The organism is Litoribacterium kuwaitense (assembly GCF_011058155.1).
GTDB classification, from domain to species: Bacteria; Bacillota; Bacilli; order Bacillales; family DSM-28697; genus Litoribacterium; species Litoribacterium kuwaitense.
The window spans coordinates 38,111-60,902 of sequence record NZ_JAALFC010000023.1 but is presented as its reverse complement, the minus strand read 5'-3'; the positions used below and the strand labels follow the sequence as shown (position 1 = coordinate 60,902).

20 protein-coding genes and 1 pseudogene are annotated in these 22,792 nt (G+C 41.5%); 17 read left to right on the top strand and 4 right to left on the bottom strand.

Annotated features, from left to right (window positions below; translation table 11 throughout):
- Positions 1-341: 341 nt before the first annotated feature.
- From cdaA to G4V62_RS12185, 5 genes and pseudogenes are all read left to right on the top strand, one after another.
- Complete coding sequence (cdaA, locus tag G4V62_RS12205) at positions 342-1,163, top strand: diadenylate cyclase CdaA (protein WP_165202603.1); 822 nt, start codon at positions 342-344, stop codon at positions 1,161-1,163.
- A complete protein-coding gene (locus G4V62_RS12200; protein WP_165202601.1) occupies positions 1,156-2,487 on the top strand; it encodes a CdaR family protein in 1,332 nt (443 codons plus the stop codon). Before cdaA ends, G4V62_RS12200 begins: the two co-directional genes overlap by 8 nt.
- A 40-nt stretch (positions 2,488-2,527) precedes the next feature.
- Complete coding sequence (gene glmM / locus G4V62_RS12195) at positions 2,528-3,877, top strand: phosphoglucosamine mutase (RefSeq protein ID WP_165202599.1); 1,350 nt, start codon at positions 2,528-2,530, stop codon at positions 3,875-3,877.
- A gap of 378 nt (positions 3,878-4,255) precedes the next feature.
- Positions 4,256-6,058 (top strand): glutamine--fructose-6-phosphate transaminase (isomerizing), encoded by a 1,803-nt coding sequence (gene glmS / locus G4V62_RS12190; protein WP_165202597.1) that lies wholly within the window; start codon positions 4,256-4,258, stop codon positions 6,056-6,058.
- A gap of 429 nt (positions 6,059-6,487) precedes the next feature.
- A pseudogene (locus G4V62_RS12185) lies at positions 6,488-7,019 on the top strand (GNAT family N-acetyltransferase).
- Positions 7,020-7,240: 221 nt separating this feature from the next.
- Here the strand turns inward: G4V62_RS12185 and G4V62_RS12180 are convergent.
- Positions 7,241-8,254: a serine hydrolase domain-containing protein gene (locus tag G4V62_RS12180; protein WP_165202595.1), complete on the bottom strand. Its 1,014-nt coding sequence runs from the start codon at positions 8,252-8,254 to the stop codon at positions 7,241-7,243.
- 765 nt (positions 8,255-9,019) lie between these two features.
- On the opposite strand from G4V62_RS12180, the gene G4V62_RS12170 reads away from it, so the two are divergent.
- The 5 genes from G4V62_RS12170 to G4V62_RS12150 all read left to right on the top strand — a co-directional run bounded on the left by G4V62_RS12170 (position 9,020) and on the right by G4V62_RS12150 (position 12,859).
- On the top strand, positions 9,020-9,472 hold the full coding sequence (locus tag G4V62_RS12170) for a CopY/TcrY family copper transport repressor (RefSeq protein ID WP_212508764.1): 453 nt from the start codon (positions 9,020-9,022) through the stop codon (positions 9,470-9,472).
- A gap of 38 nt (positions 9,473-9,510) precedes the next feature.
- Entirely contained in the window at positions 9,511-9,738 is a 228-nt protein-coding gene (gene copZ, locus G4V62_RS12165) for a copper chaperone CopZ (RefSeq protein ID WP_165202591.1), read from the top strand.
- The gene (locus tag G4V62_RS12160) at positions 9,739-12,198 is read left to right on the top strand and encodes a heavy metal translocating P-type ATPase (RefSeq protein WP_165202589.1); all 2,460 of its coding nucleotides are present in this window, start codon (positions 9,739-9,741) and stop codon (positions 12,196-12,198) included.
- A 15-nt stretch (positions 12,199-12,213) separates the two neighbouring features.
- On the top strand, positions 12,214-12,492 hold the full coding sequence (locus G4V62_RS12155) for a glutaredoxin family protein (protein WP_165202587.1): 279 nt from the start codon (positions 12,214-12,216) through the stop codon (positions 12,490-12,492).
- Positions 12,493-12,619: 127 nt separating this feature from the next.
- Positions 12,620-12,859: a copper ion binding protein gene (locus G4V62_RS12150; RefSeq protein ID WP_165202585.1), complete on the top strand. Its 240-nt coding sequence runs from the start codon at positions 12,620-12,622 to the stop codon at positions 12,857-12,859.
- Between the two features lie 155 nt (positions 12,860-13,014).
- Here the strand turns inward: G4V62_RS12150 and G4V62_RS12145 are convergent, their stop codons facing one another.
- Both G4V62_RS12145 and G4V62_RS12140 read right to left on the bottom strand, forming a co-directional pair.
- Positions 13,015-13,605 carry a GNAT family N-acetyltransferase gene (locus G4V62_RS12145; RefSeq protein ID WP_165202583.1) on the bottom strand — a complete coding sequence of 197 codons (591 nt, stop codon included), beginning with the start codon at positions 13,603-13,605 and terminating at the stop codon, positions 13,015-13,017.
- A gap of 421 nt (positions 13,606-14,026) precedes the next feature.
- Entirely contained in the window at positions 14,027-15,046 is a 1,020-nt protein-coding gene (locus G4V62_RS12140) for a response regulator transcription factor (RefSeq protein ID WP_165202581.1), read from the bottom strand.
- A gap of 206 nt (positions 15,047-15,252) precedes the next feature.
- Here G4V62_RS12140 and G4V62_RS12135 point away from each other — a divergent pair, with 206 nt between their 5' ends.
- A complete protein-coding gene (locus G4V62_RS12135; protein WP_165202579.1) occupies positions 15,253-16,380 on the top strand; it encodes a histone deacetylase-like amidohydrolase in 1,128 nt (375 codons plus the stop codon).
- Between the two features lie 94 nt (positions 16,381-16,474).
- Here the strand turns inward: G4V62_RS12135 and greA are convergent, their stop codons facing one another.
- Complete coding sequence (gene greA, locus G4V62_RS12130) at positions 16,475-16,942, bottom strand: transcription elongation factor GreA (RefSeq protein ID WP_165202577.1); 468 nt, start codon at positions 16,940-16,942, stop codon at positions 16,475-16,477.
- A 108-nt stretch (positions 16,943-17,050) separates the two neighbouring features.
- On the opposite strand from greA, the gene G4V62_RS12125 reads away from it, so the two are divergent.
- From G4V62_RS12125 to G4V62_RS20620, 6 genes are all read left to right on the top strand, one after another.
- Positions 17,051-17,500: a MarR family winged helix-turn-helix transcriptional regulator gene (locus tag G4V62_RS12125; protein ID WP_165202575.1), complete on the top strand. Its 450-nt coding sequence runs from the start codon at positions 17,051-17,053 to the stop codon at positions 17,498-17,500.
- Positions 17,501-17,710: 210 nt separating this feature from the next.
- Complete coding sequence (locus G4V62_RS12120; protein WP_165202573.1) at positions 17,711-19,084, top strand: FAD-dependent oxidoreductase; 1,374 nt, start codon at positions 17,711-17,713, stop codon at positions 19,082-19,084.
- Positions 19,085-19,244: 160 nt separating this feature from the next.
- Positions 19,245-20,489, top strand: a complete 1,245-nt coding sequence (locus tag G4V62_RS12115) for an MFS transporter (protein ID WP_312855490.1) — start codon at positions 19,245-19,247, stop codon at positions 20,487-20,489.
- Positions 20,490-20,645: 156 nt separating this feature from the next.
- A complete protein-coding gene (locus G4V62_RS12110) occupies positions 20,646-21,302 on the top strand; it encodes a GntR family transcriptional regulator (protein WP_165202569.1) in 657 nt (218 codons plus the stop codon).
- 156 nt (positions 21,303-21,458) lie between these two features.
- A complete protein-coding gene (locus tag G4V62_RS20625; protein WP_312855489.1) occupies positions 21,459-22,241 on the top strand; it encodes a 2-hydroxycarboxylate transporter family protein in 783 nt (260 codons plus the stop codon).
- Positions 22,242-22,246: 5 nt separating this feature from the next.
- Positions 22,247-22,765 (top strand): 2-hydroxycarboxylate transporter family protein, encoded by a 519-nt coding sequence (locus G4V62_RS20620; protein ID WP_312855488.1) that lies wholly within the window; start codon positions 22,247-22,249, stop codon positions 22,763-22,765.
- Positions 22,766-22,792: the final 27 nt, after the last annotated feature.

Here is a 22,792-nt window from a genome sequence, read left to right as displayed (position 1 = left end):
AAATCTTAAAAACGAAGCGATAAGGCTTCTAACCGTAGGAACTACGGGGATAGCCTAATCAATAACTGGCGGTTACGCTGGTGTTCTTAGGAATCTCCTACTTCAAACAGCTTGTAAGAGTGTTAAGTGGGGGTAGTTCAAGATTGTGATTTAGGGCAATCTGTAAAAAAGACGGACTCTAGAAAAACACATGCGCGAACGTTATATAAAAAACATTGTGTTTGATTCATTTACATGTGCAGGTCCAACGTTTAATCTGTGATATAATGAGACTGTTATTTCGTCATGAATTATCAACGTTAATTAGCTTGAATTTTCTTTGACTGAAGGAAGTGTGGGGGATGAACTTTGAAGAACTCCCTTGGATTGAATATATAACGACCATCATTGACATTCTCGTTGTCTGGTATGTTGTCTATAAATTAATCATGTTGATCCGTGGAACGAAAGCTGTTCAGCTGATTAAAGGCATTGTTGTAATCTTTGGTGTCTGGTTTATTAGTAGCTATTTTGGATTGCGGACACTGGAATGGTTAATGGGAGAAGCGGTCACGTGGGGCTTTTTAGCCGTGATTATTATCTTTCAGCCTGAGCTTAGGCGAGCCCTTGAACAGCTTGGGCGAGGAAGATTCTTTTCACGGACGTCATCGAATGAAGAAGAAGCTCAGCAGGAAGCGATTGAAGCGCTTGGTAAGGCGATTCAATACATGGCTAAACGTCGCATTGGTGCGTTAATTTCCATTGAAAGGGAAACGGGCTTAAATGATTATATAGAAACAGGCATCACAATGAATGCGCAGCTTACATCGGAACTTCTGATCAATTTATTTATTCCAAATACACCGTTACATGATGGTGCGGTCATTATTCGGCAGCAGGAGATTATGGCTGCGGCTTGTTATTTACCATTGTCGGAAAGCCCGTTCATCACAAAGGAGCTGGGGACACGACACCGTGCCGCTCTTGGGATTAGTGAAGTGACTGACTGCTTGACAATTGTTGTATCTGAAGAGACAGGACAGGTGAGTTTAACGAAAAATGGCGAACTTCATAGAGATCTAACCATCGACGCCTTGAAGGAGAAACTGACGGAAGAGACGATGATGCAGCAAAAGGCATCTACTACGTCGAAGTGGCAGTGGAGGGGGCGGAAAAATGGATAAAATGATGAACACGCCTTGGTTTGTCAAAATTGTTGCTCTGTTTCTCGCTGTACTCCTGTATTTAATTGTCACCACTGAAACAACACCGGGCGAGAATAACAACGATAACGTATTGCCGAGGGTATCGGAAAGTGAAGAGATTAGTGTGCCGATCGCAACTCATTCCGATGGCGAGCAGTATGTCGTCTCTGACGAAGCACAAACCGCTGACGTTTATATTGAAGGACCGACGAGTGTCATCCGTGCGACGTTAAATCAGCGCGACTTTGAAGTGTTTGTCGATGTGACCGATTTAGCCCCAGGGACTCATTTAGTCGATGTTCAACACTCGGGCTTTTCGAGTCGCCTCGATGTGTCTGTCGATCCGGCTCAAATTGAAGTAACGATTGAACCTAAGGTATCAAATGTATACCAGGTGAGCGTCGACTATATTAATGAGCAAGCGATGGCTGAAGGATACAGCGCTGGGGATGCGATTTTGAAACCAGAGGCTGTACGCGTTACTGGACCACAAAGTGAGATTGAGCAAATTGCTCTCGTCAAAACGCTCGTCGATTTGACAGGTGTTTCTGAAGACGTAGATACGAGCTCGCTCGTCAAGGTGTATGACGGACGCGGAAACGAACTGGATGTCACCGTAGAACCATCGACCATTGATGTCACTGTGCCTGTCGCTAGTCCGGAAAAAACGGTTTCGATTGAAGCTGTAGGTAGCGGTGAAGCGGCAGAGGGCTTTCAAGTCACTGATATGACACCTGTGCCTGAGCAGGTGACGGTCTCAGGAGCAAAAGAACTGCTTGATACGATTGATCGCATCCAGACCGAAGGCGTAAATATCGACGGACTGGATGCTTCAGAAACGATTGAAGCTGGACTAGCCTTGCCAGAGGGCATCACCGCTGAGGAAGAAACCGTCGACGTTGAAGTCACTGTTGAAGAAGTCTCCGAATCAACGGTTGAGCTGGAAGATGTGGCGATACAAACGGAAAATGCCCCTGAAGGAGAGAACGTGACATTTTCCTCTCCGGAAGGGGGCGTTGTCACCGTCACCGCAGCAGGCGCCCAAGATATCCTGGCTTCTTTAACGAAGGAAGATGTCACAGTGCTGATGGATCTAGCCGACTTGGCTCCAGGAGCGCATGACGTGCCTCTTGAAGTGACCGAGATGGATGGGGTCACTTTCTCTTTGTCACATGAAACAGCTACCGTGAATATAGGTGATACAGAACAAGAACCGGAGCAGGCGCAAGAAGAATCGCCTCCGCCTGAAGACGCTGAAACGGCAGAGGAACAAACTGAGCAAAATACGGAAGAATCCGCCTAATCGAAAGATCGTTGAAAAAAATGAAGGAGCGATTTTATACATGGGTAAATATTTTGGAACAGATGGAGTGCGAGGTGTTGCCAATGGTGAACTGACACCTGAGCTCGCCTTCAAAATCGGTCGTTGTGCCGGGTTTGTTTTAACGAAGGATAGCGCAAAGCCGAAAGTACTCATTGGTCGCGATACACGAATCTCTGGAGAAATGCTCGAAAGTGCGCTCGTCTCAGGCTTGCTCTCCATCGGTATTGAAGTCATGCGAATTGGCGTTATTTCAACACCTGGTGTGGCTTATTTAACGAAAGCGATGGGTGCGCAAGCAGGAGCGATGATTTCAGCATCACACAACCCTGTTGAGGATAATGGCATTAAGTTTTTCGGACCAGACGGCTTTAAACTGCTTGATGCACAAGAAGCCGAAATCGAGGCACTGATGGATGCAGAAACGGATGAGTTACCTCGACCGACGGGTGCTGACGTTGGTCAAGTGACCGAATACTTTGAAGGGGTACAAAAGTATTTACAATACTTAAAGCAGACGGTCGACGAAGATTTTACTGGTTTACATATTGCCCTTGATTGTGCACATGGGGCGACCTCTTCGCTCGCTTCGCACCTTTTTGCTGACTTAGATGCCGATATCACGTCGATTGGAGCCTCGCCAAATGGACTGAACATTAATGATGGTGTCGGCTCAACACACCCAGAGGCTTTAGCGGAAGTCGTACAGGAGAAGGGTGCAGATATCGGTCTAGCATTTGACGGCGATGGCGATCGTCTGATTGCAGTTGACGAAAAAGGACGCGTCATTGACGGTGACTATATTTTGTACGTTTGTGCTAAAGCATTACACGAGGAAAACCGTCTCAAAAATAACACAGTTGTCAGCACCATCATGAGTAATATTGGCTTTTACAAAGCGCTTGAAGAGGATGGCATTGGCAGTGTGAAGACGTCTGTCGGCGACCGCTACGTCATGGAGGAAATGCGCAAGAACGGCTACAACCTTGGCGGTGAGCAGTCGGGTCATATCATTTTCTTAGATTACAATACGACCGGAGATGGTCTGTTAAGTGCGCTACAGCTCGTAAATATTTTAAAATCGACTGGAAAGCCGCTCTCTGAGCTCACAGCAGGGATGGAAAAGTTCCCGCAAAGCCTAGTCAATGTAAGAGTGATTGATAAAAACAGTGTGAATACAAATCAGCGCATTCTAGAAGCGATCGAAGCTGTACAAAAGGATATGGGCGATGATGGACGTATTCTCGTGCGACCGTCAGGAACAGAGCCGCTCGTTCGCGTGATGGCTGAAGCGCCGACGGAAGAAGAGTGCGAGGCTTACGTGAAACGCGTTGTTGATGTCGTTATGGAAGAAATCGGGATCAAGGCATAATCGACGAGCCTTCACAAAAATGTTGATCCATGCATAAAGATATCCAAGTACATCAGATGGCGGCAGAGGATTGACGAGAAATCCTTTGCCGGTGTATGATGGCTTCATTCAAGAATAGAAAGTGAGGATCGTGAGGTTTTTAAATTGATAGCGCCTGGACTAAACAAGCGATGTTTAGTTGACGAGGAGGAGGTTTATCGAGCGTATCGGCGGATGCCTCCCGGCCGCGAAAAGCGTCGGTCGTTATATTTATGCGTAAACCAAAAAGGCGACTTTTGTCCAAAAGCATAAATGATCAGCTTTCATAAGACACAAACAGCGGGGGCGAGAAGCTTCCCGCTTTCATCGCCCCCGCCAATTTTGGGAGGATGAAAGCGTATGTGCGGAATTGTAGGATATATCGGAACAGAGCAAGCAAAAGACATCTTATTGAACGGTTTGGAGCGGCTGGAGTACAGAGGCTACGATTCAGCAGGCATCGCTCTGATGAACGCTACAAATGTTGAAGTATACAAGGAAAAAGGACGGATTGCGAAGCTGCGAGGGGCTGTCGCCGAAGAAGCAGAAGGTACGACAGGCATCGGACACACACGGTGGGCGACCCACGGTGTGCCAAGTCAGGAAAATGCCCACCCTCACCAAAGCACATCAGGCCGCTTTACCCTTGTGCATAACGGTGTCATCGAAAACGATCAAGAGCTCAAAGAAGCCTATTTACTCGATGTCGGCATGAAAAGTGAGACAGATACAGAAGTCATTGTTCAACTCATCGAGCAGTTTGCCAGTGAAGGTCTGTCTGCCGAGACTGCGTTCCGGAAGACACTCGGCTTGTTACAAGGCTCCTACGCAATCGGTTTGTTAGACAAGGAAGCCCCTGAGCGCATTCTCGTCGCCAAACAAAAAAGCCCGCTGCTCATTGGGCTTAGTTCGCATGGCAACGTCGTTGCAAGCGACGCCATGGCGACACTCGCCTTAACCGATCAATACGTGGAAATGATGGACGGGGAGGTCGTCATTCTTACGAAGGGTGAGGTCAACATTTCAGCCCTCGACGGCACTCCTGTGTCAAGAGCGCCCTACACCGCAGAGCTGGATGCGACGGATATCGAAAAAGGCACGTATCCTCATTTTATGCTAAAGGAAATTGATGAACAGCCGCTCGTCATGCGCCGCATTATCCAGCACTACCAAGACGACGCCGGACGGCTGAAGGTCGACGAAGGCGTGCGCCAAGCCGTCAAATTGGCAGATCGTCTCTATATTGTCGCCTGTGGCACGAGCTGGCATGCCGGCTTGGTTGGGAAGCAGTTTTTAGAAAATATTGCCGGAGTACCGACCGAAGTCCATATCGCAAGCGAGTTTAGCTATAACAGGCCACTCCTGTCTGAACGCCCGCTGTTTGTATTTATTTCACAGAGCGGAGAAACCGCAGACTGCCGCAGCGTCCTCGTCGACGTCAAGCAGCTCGGCCACTCAACGCTCACCATTACGAATTCACCAGGCTCAACGCTGTCGCGCGAAGCTGATCACACGCTGCTGCTCCACGCAGGTCCTGAGATCGCTGTCGCATCAACAAAAGCCTATACCGCTCAAATCGCACTGCTCTCCATTTTGGCAGTAGACGTCGCCCAAGGGAAAGGCGCAACGCTCGACTTTGACCCACTGAAAGAGCTTGCCATCGTCGCCAATGCGATGGAAGTGCTGTGCGATGAGAAAGATGACTACGAGCAAATGGCCCGTGACTACCTGTCCGACACGAGAAACGCCTTCTTTATCGGCCGTGCCGTCGACTACTACGTCGTCATGGAAGCCGCCCTAAAGCTCAAGGAAATCTCTTATATTCAAGCGGAAGGCTTCGCCGCCGGAGAGCTAAAGCACGGAACCATTGCCTTAATTGAAGATGGAACACCTGTGTTCGGTCTCATCAGCCAACCGCACGTCGCAGGTCACCTGCGCGGCAACTTACAGGAAGTCGCCGCCCGCGGAGCCCACACGTGCACAATCGTCACCCACGACCTCGCCACAACGAACGACGCCCACGTGCTGCCCGAAGTGCATCCGCACTACAGCCCACTCGCCAGCGTCGTCCCATTCCAGCTCCTCGCCTACTACGCCGCCCTCCACAGAGGCTGCGACGTCGATAAGCCGAGGAACTTAGCGAAGAGCGTGACCGTGGAGTAGGGAGCGGTTTTGGATAGATCTTGAGCTGAGTGACAATGAATTGTTTGAAAAACACACGTTAACGATTACAAAATAGTAATCCATCGTGTGTTTTTCTATTAACAAAACTTTGAAACACTGCAAATATGATTAAATTATTATACACTATTGATAGATAAGTGAATGAGTGAGGAGGGATTTCAGTGTTCAAACATGATCGATTGCTAGATTCGGAATTAACCCATGCAAAGCCAATTTTTGAAATGGCAAAACTTTGCATGGGGCGAATTTCATCATTTGCCTAGGAAGTCATTTTTATAAAATTGGCTTTGCCACCTTACATTTCTTAACTGTTTTATGTATATCATTATTTTATAAAATCCCTTTAAATAAGAAATGAAGTTTATAAGTGTCTGTCATGTAGGCAATCACATTTGAGGGGGTTTTTATATGATCAGGGGAAAATCTGTATATTTAAGGCCAATTAACGAAAATGATATAGAAGGTATATCTATGAGTTTTCAGGATGAAGAAGGACTATATATGACTGGCACTCGAAAGGTGTTAACTAAGGAAGAGGTTCGCAAAGCATATAAAAAATTCATCGAAGATTCAACCCGCCATGATCTTGCTATTTGTTTGGTAGAGAACGGTCAAATGATAGGTGACTTAGCGATTAGTGAAATAGATCTAGAAAATAAAAAGCGATGTTCCGAATAGCTTTGCATAGCAAGAATAATTATGGAAAAGGTTATGGTACTGAGGCTGCTAAACTTGCTCAAAGATTTACTTTTGAAGAGTTACATCTGAATCGATTAGAGCTGCAAGTTTTCTCTCATAACGTTCGTGGTATAAAATCTTACGAAAAAGCTGGGTTCAAAAAAGAAAGAGTATTAAGGCAATCCTCCATATGAAGAACGAATATTCTGATGAAATCATTATGAGCATACTTTACGAAGGTTATGTTGGCAAAACTCTATGAATTATAACAGTAAATCTGTACAGTTGTTAGTGACATACAATGATCAAACTTTTGAAATTTATCAAGACCTGAATCGTAAAAAGTCATAAAAATAAAGAGTTATACATATTAGTCATGTATAATATGTATAACTCTTTACTACTTTTTCCGCAATCGCGCCCGATTGTGGTATACCGTTCTACAACACCTGTGTTACGGCGATACTGCCCCGTTCAAGAAATTCAGCCTGTAAACAAAGTTTTGACCACATCACCAAACTGCCGTATTTCAGTTAAGTAATTAAAATCAGGATGTTGATCTTGTCCCGTTTGATTTAGCATCCTAACAGAAACCACATTATAAGCAGGGATTACTAAGCAGGCACATCCTGTGTAGCCTAATACTTGAAATGAACTAAGGGGAACCCGTCCTCCAATTTCACTCATTGGAGAATTATTGTCACCTTGTACCCACCACAAGTAACCTTGTGTTGGCAAGTTACTGGGTAAACTCTCTGGACTCTGTATAGTCGTTATTTGGTCGAACAAAGAAGCAGATAACAGTTGATGTCCATTGAATTTCCCTTTATTCAAATATAAATTTCCCCAAAAGGCGAACTCTCGAGCGCTCGTAAACAGATTACTTTGATCCCCTCTTGAACTGTCGTTGGGTCCTAAAATGTCTGTATCCTCATGTACATTGAAAATCAAATTTTCTTCCTTTTGAGTCCTCCACCCTGTTCCTGTGAATCCCATAGGATTAAAAGCATTCTCCTGCAAGATTTCTGATATTGTTTTGTTAGTCGTACGTTCCACAATTTTTATCAAAAGGTTAATCCCTGTATTGTTGTATTTCCAGTTAGTACCCGGGGAAAAGAGTTGAACGATTTTTCCGTCTTGTTCTTGAAGACCATGACAATGGGTGAGAAGGTGTCTAATCGTTACACTTTTGATTCCGTTCAAACCTTGTATGTAATCATCAACTTTGTCATCAATACTGTTTATTTTCCCATGAAATAAAGCATATGCAACAGCAAAAGCTATGTAGGTTTTCCTACATGATGCTACGTTAAATTGTGAATTCACATCAACTTTTTTTGCTCCAGATCGATAACTGTGGTATCCCGAGTACCACTCCCACACAATTTCTCCACCTTGCATTATTACAGAAGCCACCGCAGACGAGGATATGGACCTTTGCGTCTCTTCCAGGTGTGAAATCAAGCTATCAAAATCTATGGTTGTTCTTCTCTTCAATTTTTACACCCACCTATCAACTATTCTTTATATGAGAGAACGTCCTTCTTCAACTTAACTGCCCTTTATTGACATGACTTTAAATTCAAGATGTACCGTCTCATTTCCTTTCTTACTTCAGAAAATGGCCCGTTTGTTGAACAAGCAGGGATGGAGAGCACCATTCTTACCATAAACTAAACTTTTTTATATACCTCTGCATAAGCAACCTTCAATTGCTCTCTAAGTTGTTTGTTATCATCTTCTAATTTTAGTTCAAGATTGAGGGAATAGCTATAGACTTCAAAACTCAAATATTTTTTCAAATTATCATATTTTTGATACTGATTGTGAAAGTTAGGAATAGCACCTATAAATTCAATACTCCAAGTATCATTTACTAAAAAATAGGGATTATTTTGGTCAACTTTATTTTGAAGCTACAATCATTAGCAGCTTTAAAACGATGACATGCTCCCGTTTAAGCAGACAGGTCAAAATTAAAACCTAGCTACTTAAAGGGGGCATTTTTATGTCTGAATAACGTGTGCATCTCACGTCAAATTTTCCCTTCTTCCTCTTTTCCTCGGTACATTTCTGCTGAGAAAACGTTGTGTTGGTCCCGCAACTTTCTTCACATAACCTCTAAACAGTAGTTCGCTCATAAATCATAATGTCAGCACAATAATAAAAAAAGTGAAAATAGGCTTGACAAAAAACGACTACATTTGTAAACTTTAATTAAGTAAATCGACTACATTTGTAAACATTAAAAGGAGTGAGATGATGAACACGGATATAGATTCTAAAATTACAGATGCTGAATGGGAAATTATGCGTGTCGTATGGGCACAAGATAAAGCAACTAGTAAAGACATTAGAGACGTTTTACAGCAAAAAAGGGATTGGAAAGCTGCGACGACCAAAACGTTTATTGGGCGACTTGTCAAAAAAGGAATGCTTCATACAGAAACAGAGGGCAATAAGTACATTTATTCCGCCAATATCAATGAACATGAATTTGTCAAAAGTACTTTAGATGAAACTTTCGCTAATATCTGTAATCAAGACGTTGGTCAGATCATCGTGGACTTCATTTCAAAATCAACGTTAAGCTTTCAGGATATAGAAAGCCTAGAAAAAGTTCTCGAAATGAAGAAAAAGGATGCCGTTGACGTCGTCCCGTGCAGTTGTGTTCCTGGTCAGTGTAAGTGTCACAATTGTTCAACAAGACACTAAACATAACAGAACAGCAACATGAAAAAGGAGTAAAAATCATGGAAAAAACAACCTTAAAAATGACAGGGATGAGCTGCGCTCATTGTGTAAATAAAATTGAGACAGCACTGCAAGACCTTCAAGGTGTAGTGAAGGCAAAAGTAAACTTAAAAAAAGAGATCGCCACGGTTAAATATGACGCCACCATTCACACATTAAATCACTTAACAGAAGCGATAAAGGCAGTTGGATATGAAGCTAAACCAATTCAACAGGGGGTGAAATGAATGACAACACAAACATTTAATATAGAAGGGATGACTTGTGCGTCTTGTGTACAGACCGTTGAAAAAGCAACTAAGAAATTGCCTGGCGTACAACAATCTAATGTAAACTTGGCCACTGAAAAGTTGAATATCCGTTTTGATGAAAACGAAGTATCCGTAGAAGACATTCAAGCTGCTGTGAATAAGGCCGGATATCAGGCGTTCACAGCTACTGAGCAGAAAACATTTACAATCACGGGGATGACTTGTGCCTCCTGTGTACAAAGCATTGAAAAAGCAACAAGGAAATTAGAAGGTGTAATGAGCGCTAATGTCAATCTGGCGACAGAAAAAATGACCATTGAGTATCAGCCAACAGTCGTTTCTGTGTCAGACATTACAGAGGCAGTAGCAAATGCAGGATATAAAGCGGAAGAAGATAGAGAAACATCAGCCTCTACCAATGAAGACAAAGATAAAAAACAGAAGAAAATAAAATCGATGTGGACACGATTTGTAGGTTCAGCAGTTTTCACGATTCCATTGTTCTATATTGCGATGGGGCACATGGTAGGCTTGCCACTGCCAGAGATGATCGATCCAATGGTGAACCCTGAATGGTTTTCACTAGTACAATTCATTTTAACGTTGCCTGTGATGGTTTTTGGTGGAAAGTTTTTCTCGGTTGGTTTTAAGACGTTATTTCGAGGACATCCCAACATGGACTCATTGGTTGCGTTAGGGACGGGTGCTGCCTTCGTCTACAGTTCGGGAGCTACAATCGCTATTTGGTTTAGGCATTCTAGTTATGCAGGAAATCTGTATTATGAGTCCGCAGCGGTCATTCTTACCCTCATCACATTGGGGAAATACCTTGAAGTTCGTTCCATGGGTAAAACATCCGAAGCCATTGAAAAACTAATGGGGCTAGCCCCAAAGAAAGCAACCGTTGTAAGAAATGGAATAGAAGTAGAGGTTTCTGTTAATGAAGTCGTTGAAGGAGACATCGTCATTGTTAAACCTGGTGAAAAAATACCAGTGGACGGCGTTGTCATCGCAGGAGTTACCTCGATTGACGAATCCATGTTAACAGGTGAGAGTATTCCAGTTGAAAAAAATACAGGCGACAATGTCATCGGTGCAAGTATGAATAAGAATGGGACAATCAGCTATCAAGCAACCAAAGTAGGAAAAGATACAGCTTTGTCACAAATCATTAAACTGGTAGAGGATGCCCAAGGATCTAGAGCACCAATTGCGAAAATGGCTGACATTATTTCAGGATATTTTGTTCCAATCGTTATTGTCATTGCTATTCTGTCTGGGATAGCGTGGTATTTCGCCGGACAGACAGGTCTCTTTGCCCTAACCATTGCCATTTCCGTCCTAGTGATTGCCTGTCCATGTGCTCTTGGTTTAGCGACGCCAACGGCGATTATGGTTGGTACGGGTAAGGGAGCAGAAAACGGCGTCTTAATTAAGAGCGGTGGCGCACTTGAAACAACCCATAAAGTGCAAACGATTGTATTTGATAAAACAGGTACGATTACAGAGGGTAAACCTAAAGTGACCGACGTTATCTCTGTAAATGGAATCACTGAGGAAGAACTATTACAATTAACAGCCTCTGCTGAAAAAGGTTCTGAGCACCCACTCGGTGAAGCCATTGTTAGAGGTGCAGAAGATCAAGGACTCGCATTGATGAAGCTAGACAGCTTCGATGCGATCCCAGGACATGGCATTGAAGTAACGATCAACGGAAAAACATTGCTCGCAGGCAACAAAAAATTAATGGATAATCGCAACATTTCCTTAAGTACATTAGCCAGCACATCGGATAGGTTAGCTCGTCAAGGGAAAACGCCTATGTACATTGCGATCAATCAGCAAATCGCTGGCATCATTGCAGTTGCTGATACCGTCAAGGAAAATAGCGTAAAAGCGATTGAAAAACTTCATCGCATGGGAATCGAAGTGGCGATGATTACAGGGGACAATAGAGGTACCGCCGAGGCGATTGCGAAGCAAGTCGGGATCGATCGCGTGTTAAGTGAAGTATTGCCAGAAGATAAAGCAAACGAAGTGACAAAACTTCAAGCAGAAGGTAAGAAAGTGGCCATGGTTGGCGATGGAATCAATGATGCACCCGCCCTCGCCCAAGCGGATATTGGCATAGCGATTGGTTCAGGTACAGATGTTGCGATAGAATCTGCAGACATTGTGTTAATGAGAAGTGATTTAATGGACGTTCCAACAGCTGTGGAATTAAGTAAGTCTACGATCAGAAATATTAAACAAAACTTATTTTGGGCATTTGCTTATAACGTTCTAGGCATACCGTTTGCGATGGGCGTTGTCTATCTCTTAGGGGGTCCATTATTAAATCCGATGCTTGCTGGAGCTGCCATGAGTCTAAGTTCTGTTTCAGTATTAGTCAATGCCTTACGTTTGAAACGATTTAAACCATCACCGATTCAATAAAAGGGAGAGGTTAGCATGAAAGATCAGCTGGAACTTGAATTATATACGAGACCAACATGTTCAGATTGCCAGGACGCTAAAACATATCTAACTTCAAACAGCGTCCATTATACCGATAAAGATGTAAGCAAAGATCTGAGCTTAGAGGAAGAATTAAAAAAGATATCTGGCACTCGAGTCGTTCCGATGCTTGCTTTTTATAAAAAAGGATTACTCGGTCAACGAAAGCTCGTCAAGCATTTCATCGGGTTTAATCAAAACAAACAGGAAATCGTAAGTATGTTAAAAAAATAAATGCACTTTAAGGAGGTGTTTAAAAGAATAACAGCTATTTTTTTAAGTCAATCATATACCCTACCTAGGTATAGTATAATAATTCGTTTAATCAAAATCATGAACGTAAAGAGAGGAAGGTATTGGTATGCAGCAGTTAATCAACGTAAAAGGGATGTCATGCGGATCTTGCGTGAAAAAAATTGAGGGCCAGCTCGGTAAGCTAAATGGCGTCGAATCTGTTAAGGTCATTCTAGCTGATGAGAAAGTGGATGTATCCTTTGACGAAAAAATTATTCAACTAGCAGACATTCAACGTGCGATTCAAGACGCAGGATACGAGGTAGTAGAAGGACCTACTGAAAAAGACCGTTCATGCTGCCAGTAATTTAAGAAAAAGGTTGTGCTGATTTTGAGCACAACCTTTTTTTACGCTTTTTTGCACTAGCGAAGTTTAATGCTTCAAAAAAAATGATGTTTGGCATTTTTATGTCAAAAGAATGATATGATCTAAAGTTTATAAATAGAATACAGAAGGTAACATTATTTACCTCCCTTTTCCTTTGCAATAAATTCGTCTTTGGTCATTCCAAACAAAATAAAATCCATATGTTGTCCATTGATATAAGCAACTTGTCGACGGACGCCTTCTTGTAGACACCCAAGTTTTCTCAACATTTGAGCTGAGGCTTCATTTCCTTCAAGAACATAGTCATTAAATTTATGAAGTCTTCGTTCAAGAAAGGCGTACTTTAAAAGAATTTTCATAGCATTCGTACCATAACCTTGACCGCGATGCTTTTTATCTATAACGATGCCAATACTAAACGTACCATTTCTCTCATCAATACTATTCAAGTTAATACCACCAACGTTTTCCCCTCCTAAATTTTCAAGGGTAAACATGATTCTTCCGTTCGTTGAAGAAAAATCAGTATTTTCCTCTGTGAATTTCTTGGAATCTGTCACTGTAGGTGGTAGTTCCGTCGAGCATTCTAAAAGACGACGTGCAGGCGTATCAAATTTCTCAGTATAATCCGATTCCCAGTCGTCTGGATGGATCGAGCGAAATCTAACTTTATCGTCTTGCCAAAAATAATGACTATAATCTATTTTAAAAGTTTTATTTTCCAACAAACTTTCCTCCTTTGATGTCGTGCATCATATCCGCCATTTTTACAATCTTTCCAAACGTTCTTCAGTCCTGCCTGTTTCACGTTAAACATTTCATCAAACCAGCTCGCAATAGAAGATATGTATCTTTCTTAAATGAACAAAAGCTTGATACCATTTACAAATGGTTACCTAAGAAGTCTTTCTGACTATGGAAGCATTTACATTAGATCCAATGCCGAAGAAAGCGACAGACGCCTAAGGGTACAGCCAAAGCGAATTTAGGTTTGATTATTCTGAATAAACATACTGTAAAAAGAGGTTAAAGTCAATTGGTTACGGCATTCTCAAAAAGCCTATCACCAGCAGGCAATAGACTCTCAAAGCTACGTATGTTTATATATGATTGTTTTTCAGGCACTACAATGTGATTAATGGTGCTTTATAAGCTTTCGTTCATTTCTAATTTCGATATTAATTGTGTTCTGCTTGAAACGCCGAATTTATTGTACATATTTCTCAGGTGTTTTTTGACAGTGTTTATACTGATCGAAAGATGTACAGAGATTTGTTCATTTGTATAACCTTTTAATAAGAGATGATAGATGTCTAGTTCTCGTTTTGATAGTAATGCTTTTTTCTCGCTTCCAGGGTTTTTATCTCCTTGACGATATAGGTAAATTGTATATTGATTAGACCTGGGATCTGAATTAACTTTTTCATGAGCGATTATTTTTATTTTCCATTCATCCATATGGAAATCATAAGGACTTTCTTTTTTTGCTAAATAAAGGGGTATGTTTGGGTTAATGGAAGTTTGAAAGAATTCCTCAACCGTTGAACTGGGGTTAATGGTTTGAATGATATTTTGGGCTGTCACATTATAAAACGATATGTTTAGTTTATGATTTACTTGAATAATGCCGAGTTCGTCATTGTCCACCTTTTTTAGAAACAGTTTCTCTGCTTCAATTTCTTCCATCACAAGTGTGTGGTTTACTAAATGGTTAATGTGCGCGGAAAGCGTTTGCAGTATTTCTTTCTCCTTTTCTGAAAATGCTTTCTCTCCTTGAAAGCGGGCAAAGCCAATGCCACCATAAATAATGGACGTATTTGCAAAATACAAGACCATTTGATCAATCATTTGGTGCTTTTGAACAAATTGATAATATATTGAATTCACAAAAGCATTGGGCGTAGTAATTTCTTTGATCGTTAACACATTTTTCTGACTGCTAACGACTTTCGATAATTGTTTTTTCGGGTGCATGATATCCTTATCACTGTATGTTTCTGTGTAATCTAAAATTATATGATCAGCAAAATTAAAAAATTCTAGATTATACATGTTCCCCTGTGCATCGGCTCGCCAAAACATGGAATGATTAAAATGAAACAGCATTGAAAGCAGAAGTTGAATTTTGTTAGAAGTGTTAGATGAAGTAGGAAGAGTACTATTCATAAAGCATATTATTTTCTTATAATCAGCTTTAGATAAACTAATGGTTAACCCTCCATTACAAGCGATTAAAGGTTTCTTTCACTATATCACAAAATATAGATCATTATAATTGTTCATAACTTTATAAAAATAATCCTTTTGGGTAATTGTCATTTAAGTAAGCGCTTGCAATAATAACGATATGATCTTTTTAAGGAGGAAGCTAAATGAAAAAAACAGGATTTCTTTATGATGAGAGTTACTTTTGGCATGATAACGGTTCTGGGGCTTTACATTTAGCTGCAGGTGGCTGGGTGCAAAGTCATACCTACGGTGAGGACCCGGAAACAAAGAGAAGGTTTAAAAATTTACTTGATATTAGTGGGTTTACACCTAAACTCAAATCGATTACACCGCGTCGGGCAACACGGGAAGAAGTTGAACAATTTCATATTCCTAGCTATGTAGATAAAGTGAAAAAATTAAGTGATGCCGATGGTGGCGATGCAGGTCAGATTGCGATTGTAGGAAGAGGATCATATGAAATTGCCCTTCTATCTGCAGGCGGAGCAATCACAGCTGTTGATGCCGTAATGGACGGCGAGGTTGAAAATATCTACGCTCTAACGAGGCCACCAGGTCATCACGCAGAGGCAGAAGAAGGCATGGGCTTTTGCATATTTAATAACGTTGCAATTGCAGCAAAACACGCAAAGAGGAAATATAATTTAGACCGGATTTTGGTGCTTGATTGGGATGTACATCATGGTAATGGAACAGAACAGGCGTTTTACGAGGATGATAGTACGCTATTTATCTCGATTCATCAAGATCGATTATTTCCGAGAGAACGAGGTTTTGTAGAACATTGTGGTGAAGGAAAAGGGAAAGGGTACAATGTCAATATCCCGTTACCAGCAGGCACAGGGAATGCAGGATATATGCATGCATTTGAAAACATTGTTGAGCCAATCGTTGACCAATTCAAGCCCGAATTAATTATCGTATCAGCCGGACAAGATCCAAGCTTCTTTGATCCTCTAGCTCGAATGATGGTGACAGCGAATGGGTTTTATAGATTTGCGGAATTTATGAAAAAGTTAGCAGAAAGGCACTGTGATGGACGTTTAGTTTTATGCCACGAGGGTGGGTACAGTGCGGCATATGTACCATTCTGCTCATTGGCTATTGTAGAAGCGATGAGCGGCATTCAGACAGAGGTAGAGGATCCATTTATGGAGTCTTTTGGTCCTCCAGTAGAAACATTATTTCCACACGAAGAAAGTGCTGTTCAAGCCGTAATTGACCAGCAATCGCAGTTTTGGGAATTTAGTGCTGATAGAGTAGTCAGATAACCTTAATAAGACAGAGCATTTAAGCTAACAGGGAGTGATCGTGATCGCTCCCTTCTTTTTGAATTTACATGCTTTTTTGTGACATAGTCTCGGTTTAATCAACTCGGACAATTCTCACCTTAATTGTATCACCTGGCGTTTGAATGGACACCATATCATTCTCTTTATGACCAAGGAGACTTTTGGCAATCGGAGATTCACTTGAAATCTTATTTTTTGCTGGGTCGGCCTCGGTCATTCCAACGATGGTATACGTTTCTTCTTCTCCATTTGGAAGTTCAACAAAAGTGACGGAGTGTCCAAGCGAAATCACTGAAGTTGCTTTATCTCGTGTAATTAGATCGGCGTTGTAAAGCATATTTTCAATGACGTTCATTCGCGCTTCCAAAGCACTTCGTTCATTCACCATTTCTCCGAAAGAAACATCTTCCGAAAAATCACAAAAACTACGCGCTTGTTTTATCTGCTCATCTAATTCTTTTCGCCTTTCTTCCTTCAAATATTGCAACTCTTCTTCAAGCTTCTGTTTTCCTTCTCGTGTCATTGGATATTTCTTTTTCATACAAAGTCAACTCCTTAAGATATAACTCTACATAAGATGGGAGCGCAGATCAAAGAATAACTTGCATTTCACAAGTAATTTATATAAAATGTGGGTGAGGTGAGCATGTTGGAAAATCTTCGTGGGATGTTTCAAGTGATGACCCGTCGGTTTGGTTTACTCAATAAGAATTGTTGCTATGTTGGTGGCTACGATATTTCCCTTATTCAAAGTCACATTCTTTATGAAATTGATCAACAACATAAGCCATCTATGCAACAGACTGCAGAAACTTTAGGAACGGATATTACTACGTTCAGCCGGCAAATTCAATCGATGATAAAAATGAACTTAGTTAAGAAAACACCAGATCCAGATGACAAGCGGATTAGTATTCTATCACTCACTGAAGAGGGTAAAAAAATTGCAACGACCATTGATGAACAAATGAACTCATTTTTAAATGAGGTTTTTTCGCAAATGAATGAATTTGAGAGGGAAACAGTCATCCGTTCAATTGACCTATTAAATCATGCGATGTCAAAGTCAAGTGCGTGCTGCAGACCAATTCAGGGATAGTTATCTTGGTTATTTATTTGCAAATTGCAATTAATTGAGCTAATTGCTATTGTCATGACGACTTTAGTGATAGATGCTATTGATTCAAAGTAGCCGTCCTTGCCACTGCCGCTTTTCATAGGTGTAGCTGTAGTTCACACTCATCGATTTTTTGTGATTTTTTCTCAGTACGCATCTTACTGAAATTTCAACGAGAAAAGAGGATGAATGATGATGAACGAAAATTTTAATCATGGTGAAAAAGGGTGTTGTAGTAAAAATGTCAACTTTCCACAAAGTGGTACGAAAATGAATGAAACAGGCGAATTACCCGTCGCCATTATAGGTGGCGGTCCGGTCGGTTTAGCAGCCGCATCCCATTTGAAAAAGAGAGGAATATCATTTGTCCTTTTTGAAGCTGGTGCGCAAATAGGTGCGAACATTTTATCGTGGGGACATGTACGCTTATTTTCACCTTGGCGATACAATGTTGATAAAGCTGCTAAGGATTTATTACATGCCAGTGGTTGGATGCAACCAAATCTAGAAAGCTTACCGACTGGTCAGGAATTGGTGGAACAATATTTGCAGCCGTTGTCGAGGTTACCCCAAATGAAACCATTCATTCATCTCAATACAACGGTTTTGTCCATCGGCAGAAAAGATGTCGATAAAATGAAAACTGCAAATCGGGAACAAGTTCCATTTGTTATCTATACTGAGACGAATGGGGAGTTTCAAACCTTTCAAGCGAAAGCTGTGATCGATGCAACGGGCACTTGGGGGAATCCGAATCCAACTGTCTCAAGTGGCATTTGGCTAGCCGAAGAGAAATCACTTCATGACAAAATCTTTTATGGCATTCCACATATTTTAGGGAAAGAAAAGCAGCGCTATGTGAACAAAAAGGTCGCCGTAGTCGGAGGAGGTCATTCAGCCATTAATGCCTTATTAGATTTAGCAAGGTTGAAAGAGTCTCATCCCAAGACGAAGATTGTATGGGTCATGAGGAGGCAAAGAGTAGAAGATGCCTATGGAGGGGAAGAGAATGACGCACTTGAAGCAAGAGGTCTGCTCGGGAGCAAAATTCATCATTTGGTCGATCGTGGTCAAGTCGAGGTCATTACCCCTTTTCGTATCCAATCCGTTAAAAAGTCAGGAGCAGGCATTGAGTTAATAGGCACTTTGAATGGCAAGCAAAGCACACTGGGGGTCGGTGAAGTTGTCGTAAACACAGGAAGCCGTCCAGATTTCTCAATCACCAATGAACTGCGTACAGCGATCGATTCGGTCACAGAAAGTGTAGAAGCCTTAGCGCCATTAATTGACCCGAACATTCATAGTTGCGGGACTGTTCGTCCGCACGGAGAAAAGGAGTTGAGACAGCCTGAAAAGAATTTATATATCGTCGGAGCAAAAAGCTATGGGCGCGCGCCTACATTCTTAATGGCTACAGGATATGAACAGGTTAGATCAGTGGCGGCATATTTAAGCGGCGATGTAGATGCAGCTGAGAAAGTAGAACTTGATTTACCTGAAACAGGCGTATGCAGCGTAAATCAAAACGATTCATTTGATGAAACTGAGTCTTCTTGTTGTAGTTAATTACACTTACAAAAGGGGGAGCCTCTTATGCTTCCCCCAAAATCTTTAGGGGACCATTGATAATGAATCAGGTTAGAATCACAAAAAGATACGTGCTGAAACAATTTAATGAACTAAGCAAATAACAATAAATATTTTATTCCTGGGAGGATGAACCTTGGTGACTATAAAAGAGCAAATGTCTTCAAAAACGATTACAATAGTCGCCTTAGTCACAGCTTTAAGCCTCTTAGGAGATTCTATGCTGTATATTGCCTTGCCCATCTATTGGCAAAGTGTAGGTATTGAATCGCTTTGGCAAGTTGGTGTTCTTCTTTCGATCAATCGCTTTATAAGATTGCCTTTTAATCCATTGATTGGCTGGGTGTACAAACAGATTTCGTTAAAGACTGGGCTCATTATTGCCGTTTTATTAGGCGGGTTTACAACAATTGGCTATGGCGTTTTTGAAGGATTTGCCGCTTGGGTACTCCTGCGCGCTTTATGGGGGATTGCCTGGTCTTTCTTCCGCATCGGTGGATTATCGGTTGTTGCCCTATATGCCAATCAAAATAAACGGGGAAAATCAATGGGTTTATATAATGGACTCTATCGAACGGGAAGCTTAGTAGGGATGTTAATTGGAGGCTTGTTAGTTCCTCTAATTGGCTTGAGTACCGTTGCTATTGGGTTTGGTTTTGTCACGCTTTTAGGTCTTCCTTTCATTGTCAAGGCTAATATGACTCACGATCATGAGTCTACTGAAAAGAAGAATGAAACAAATAAAGCTAGACCTTTCATTGGTAAGAAGGGGTATAAAGCCTCAATTATCGTTTCAGGTTTTCTCATAGCGATGTTATATCAAGGAATATTAACATCCACGCTGAGTGCTATGATTGCACATTTTTATGGAGAGCGTATTTCAATCTTGAATATGGTAGTGAGTGTTACGTTGTTATCAGGCACGATCCAAGCGGTTAGATGGACATGGGAACCTTTTCTGGGCAGGGCTGTTGGGCACTGGTCAGATGGCTCAACAGGAAGACTGCCAATGTTTATTGTGTCATTAATGTTTGCAGGAATTGTCTTTGGAATGATATCGCTGAGGCTTCCTTTAGCAGTCTGGATCGTCATCACGCTGTTAGTCATGGCTGGAGCTACCATTTTAACGACACTCCTAGACACAATTGCACTAGACACAGCAAAAACAACAAATGTTGTGTCCTTCCTTACCGTATACGCCATCTCTCAAGATGTAGGAGCAGCTTTAGGTCCAGCAATGAGCTATTTATTCATACAGTTTCAGGCAGGTTTTGCCCATTTATATTGGGGTGGTGGGATAATACTCCTGCTGTTAGCTATGATATGGTCGGTTTTATCAAGAAGGTTAGACGCATCAGTGAAAGGGTTCAACAAAGCTATTTAAGTTGATAACTTGATAAATTGTTATGAATGGAACAATAATTTAGTAGAGGCAAAGGGATATCCCTCTTTGCTTTAAATTTTGATAAACATTCTGAAATATATTGCGATTCCAAATTGGATACAATATACTACCAATAAGAAAAAGGAAGTGATGATAGTGAAATCGTTACAGCTACACGACAAGGATTCCTTATATATAAAAACTTGTAATACTTTAAGGAAAGCCATTTTTAGCGGTGAGTTACAACCTGGTGTGAAGTTAACGCAAGATCAGTTAGCTAAACAATTAGGCATTAGCAGAATGCCAATACGTGAGGCACTGCGGCAGCTGGAAAATGAAGGGTTAGTGAAAGTTGAGCCTTATCGCGGAGCCTTTGTGAAGGAGTTAAGTTTAGAAGACATTGAAGAGAATTATGTTTTGAGATCAGAAATGGAAAGCTTAGCAATACGTAAAAGCTTACCTTATAAAACACGTGAGGACGTCAAAAGGCTCGAAGAATTAGTGCGCGAAATGGATCAAACCAAAAGCTCAGAAGAGTTTGTTGAGCTAAACAAAGAATCTCATAACCTATTATTATTACGTTGTCCGTGGAGTAGGCTTTCAAAATTTATTCAAACACTATGGAATGGTTATCCTCAGCATACGCCATTCTTTCTACAGGGGCAGATGGAAAAATCAAATCAAGAGCATAAGGAAATCCTGCTAGCCATTCAAGCTGAAGATTCAGAGAAAGCAGGCCGACTCATTAAAGAGCATATTTCGCGTACAGGGAAATCCTTAATGACCTTTATAAAAACGAAGAATAGTAGATAAGCCATGATTTAAAAAGATGAGGGGGTGATTTTAAGCTGACATGTCCCAATAGCGTTTGTTAAAATGAAAGCGTTTTATTTTTGCGAGTATAATTGGATACAATATCCGATTCAGTTGTTTTGAGAGTCAACCATATGTTCTAAGGAGGAATGTTAAGTGAATAGTGAAGCGAAGGTGAACCCTCAGCAAGTTAGCAATACCTTTTTAAACAAGCGTCTCTTGTATCACACGCCATTGCCGATATTTATTGCTTTTTCCTTGATCGCTTTAATCGCTGTTTATACGGATAATCTACCCTCTGGTTTAATTGGTGCACTATTCATCATGATCGTATTAGGAGAGATTTTAGGGAAACTTGGTGATCATACACCGATCATAAGATCTTACTTAGGCGGGGGAGCTATCGTAACGATCTTTGTGTCTTCGTTTTTAGTCTACGCTGACCTACTTCCCGAGAATACGATCGCAGTTGTCGATACCTTTATGGCTGATGGTGGATTTCTAAATTTTTATATTGCAGCCCTGATTACGGGTAGTATTTTAGGAATGAACTCTAAGCTTCTTGTTCAAGCAGGAGCAAGGTATTTTGTCCCAATCATCGGTGCAGTTGTTGCAGCAGGAGCTTTGGCAGGAATCATTGGCTTTTTTATAGGGTTTGGCTTAGTTGATGCGATGACGATTATCGCTCTTCCAATTATGGGTGGGGGCTTAGGAGCTGGTGCGGTCCCTATGGCCCAAGTATTCTCTGACTTTTTAGGGAATGACCCTTCATATTATATGTCTTTACTTGTACCTGCACTGGCACTAGGAAATGTCATGGCAATTATTGCAGCCAGTTTATTAAATCTCTTAGGGAAAAAACGACCGAGCTTAACTGGTAATGGTCAGTTAATGAAAGATTTTAATTATGAACAGCCTGTTCCAAAAAATATGACATAAAAATGATGGGAGCGGGATTATTTGCGGCAGTAGCCTTTTTCGTTGTTGGCCAAATCTTGAGTGGCTTTATCCCTCTGCATGCATATGCGTTAATGATCATCTCCGTAGCGGTTGCCAAAATATTTGGATTCCTCCCGCAAATCGTAGAAGACTCCGCAAGCCAATGGTATCAATTTGTCGTTAAGAATTGGACGTTTCCTTTGCTAGTAGGAGTCGGAGTCACATACACCGATTTTAGTGCAGTCTTAAATGCTTTAACACTGCAATATATCCTGATTGTAGCTGCGGTTATTGTTGGTGCCATTATTGGAGCAGGAGCCATTGGGAGATTAGTAGGATTTTATCCTATTGAAGCTTCGATCACAGCAGGGTTGTGTATGGCTAATATGGGAGGCACTGGTGATGTCGCGGTATTATCTGCGGCCAAAAGAATGGAGCTTATGCCTCTGGCGCAGATTTCATCACGCTTAGGTGGTGCGTTAATTCTATTAATTGCAGGATTAATTGTCCCTTTACTTTTGTAGTTTTCTTATAAATAAAATTCTTATGAC

Bases quoted from the DNA above. Each gene is read 5' to 3' on its own strand.
- cdaA (WP_165202603.1), top strand. From the start codon at position 342: ATGAACTTTGAAGAACTCCCTTGGATTGAATATATAACGACCATCATT.
- G4V62_RS12200 (WP_165202601.1), top strand. From the start codon at position 1,156: ATGGATAAAATGATGAACACGCCTTGGTTTGTCAAAATTGTTGCTCTG.
- glmM (WP_165202599.1), top strand. From the start codon at position 2,528: ATGGGTAAATATTTTGGAACAGATGGAGTGCGAGGTGTTGCCAATGGT.
- glmS (WP_165202597.1), top strand. From the start codon at position 4,256: ATGTGCGGAATTGTAGGATATATCGGAACAGAGCAAGCAAAAGACATC.
- G4V62_RS12170 (WP_212508764.1), top strand. From the start codon at position 9,020: ATGAACACGGATATAGATTCTAAAATTACAGATGCTGAATGGGAAATT.
- copZ (WP_165202591.1), top strand. From the start codon at position 9,511: ATGGAAAAAACAACCTTAAAAATGACAGGGATGAGCTGCGCTCATTGT.
- G4V62_RS12160 (WP_165202589.1), top strand. From the start codon at position 9,739: ATGACAACACAAACATTTAATATAGAAGGGATGACTTGTGCGTCTTGT.
- G4V62_RS12155 (WP_165202587.1), top strand. From the start codon at position 12,214: ATGAAAGATCAGCTGGAACTTGAATTATATACGAGACCAACATGTTCA.
- G4V62_RS12150 (WP_165202585.1), top strand. From the start codon at position 12,620: ATGCAGCAGTTAATCAACGTAAAAGGGATGTCATGCGGATCTTGCGTG.
- G4V62_RS12140 (WP_165202581.1), bottom strand. From the start codon at position 15,046: ATGAATAGTACTCTTCCTACTTCATCTAACACTTCTAACAAAATTCAA.
- G4V62_RS12135 (WP_165202579.1), top strand. From the start codon at position 15,253: ATGAAAAAAACAGGATTTCTTTATGATGAGAGTTACTTTTGGCATGAT.
- greA (WP_165202577.1), bottom strand. From the start codon at position 16,942: ATGAAAAAGAAATATCCAATGACACGAGAAGGAAAACAGAAGCTTGAA.
- G4V62_RS12120 (WP_165202573.1), top strand. From the start codon at position 17,711: ATGATGAACGAAAATTTTAATCATGGTGAAAAAGGGTGTTGTAGTAAA.
- G4V62_RS20620 (WP_312855488.1), top strand. From the start codon at position 22,247: ATGGGAGCGGGATTATTTGCGGCAGTAGCCTTTTTCGTTGTTGGCCAA.